The organism is Chthonomonas sp. (assembly GCF_035294505.1).
Taxonomy (GTDB): domain Bacteria; phylum Armatimonadota; class Chthonomonadetes; order Chthonomonadales; family Chthonomonadaceae; genus Chthonomonas.
Window position 1 is genome coordinate 1 of the sequence record NZ_DATGKU010000216.1, and the last position, 1,059, is coordinate 1,059.

A 1,059-nucleotide genomic window follows, 5' to 3' on the forward strand; every position below is an offset into this window, starting at 1 on the left:
GAAACGATGCCGGATACCACCAGCAACTGCGAACTGGAGTCGCCCGACACCACCGCCGTATCTCCATTAGGCATGATCGCGATGGAATCGCCATCGCCGCCATAGTTGGAAATGTCTAAGGTGTTTGTAGACACCGTGGGCGCACCGAGCTGAATGCCGGAGAAGAAGCGCACCGTGTTGCCTCCATCTACCAGCACCCCTTGCGAACCGTCCGGCGTTAAGGCTTGGCCGTCTAAGTCATTGGCATTGGCCACCGGAAGGTTGGTTACCACCGGGCTGGTAAGGTAGGCGCTGTTCTGAATGAACTGCACGATCTGCAAGCCTTTGCCTCCGCTATGCTCATCGGCAAGGATCGCCACCCCATAGTTGGCGTAGGCGGTGCTCGTTCCCGCGGCAGGCTGATAGATAAGCAGCGTGCCAGGCACCGTTACCCCTGGCAGAGCAACGGAGGGCGGCTGTTGGGTAAGGGCGCCGTTATTACCCACCAGGAAGGTTCCTATGTCTACCCATTGCCCACTGTTGCCACCGCTGCTCTGAAACATCGCCAAGTTCAGCGAGGTGCCGGCCGGAATGCCGGATAACCCTGTGGCGCTAATGGATACCGGCTGCGCGAATTGCGAGAAACCGGAGGTGCCTACCGTCAGTTTGAAGGCCCCCACGTACTGGTTGCCCGCATTAGGCGTAAAACGGCCTAATCCGGCCGCTTTGGTAAACGAAGGCACGGAGTTGGCATCCAACGGAGTGATCGACACCTGCGTCGGCCCTGAAACCGCCCCGGCAGGAAAGTTGAATGTGTAGGTCGCCTTCCCTTGCGTGACATTCATGCTGCCACCGGCCGGATTGATGGTCTGTGTAACCGCTCCTGGGGTCGGGCCGCCCAAGCTTCCGCCACCCCCACCTCCGCAACCCCAAAGCATCAAGGCACCTGTAACAGTCGCGAGACCTGTGAGAGTCGCACGACGGCAAACTGTTTGAAAGCGCATAGCTTTCTCCTTTCATAGGTTTCGATTCGAGCGTAAACGCATTGCATTCTCTAGGTCTTCGCGCATCCCTATCCAT

1 protein-coding gene is annotated in these 1,059 nt (G+C 58.4%); it reads right to left on the reverse strand.

The window, feature by feature from the left end:
* A partial coding sequence (locus tag VKV18_RS13335; protein ID WP_324204682.1) for a hypothetical protein occupies positions 1 to 983 on the reverse strand: 983 nt, incomplete at its 3' end.
* Positions 984 to 1,059: the final 76 nt, after the last annotated feature.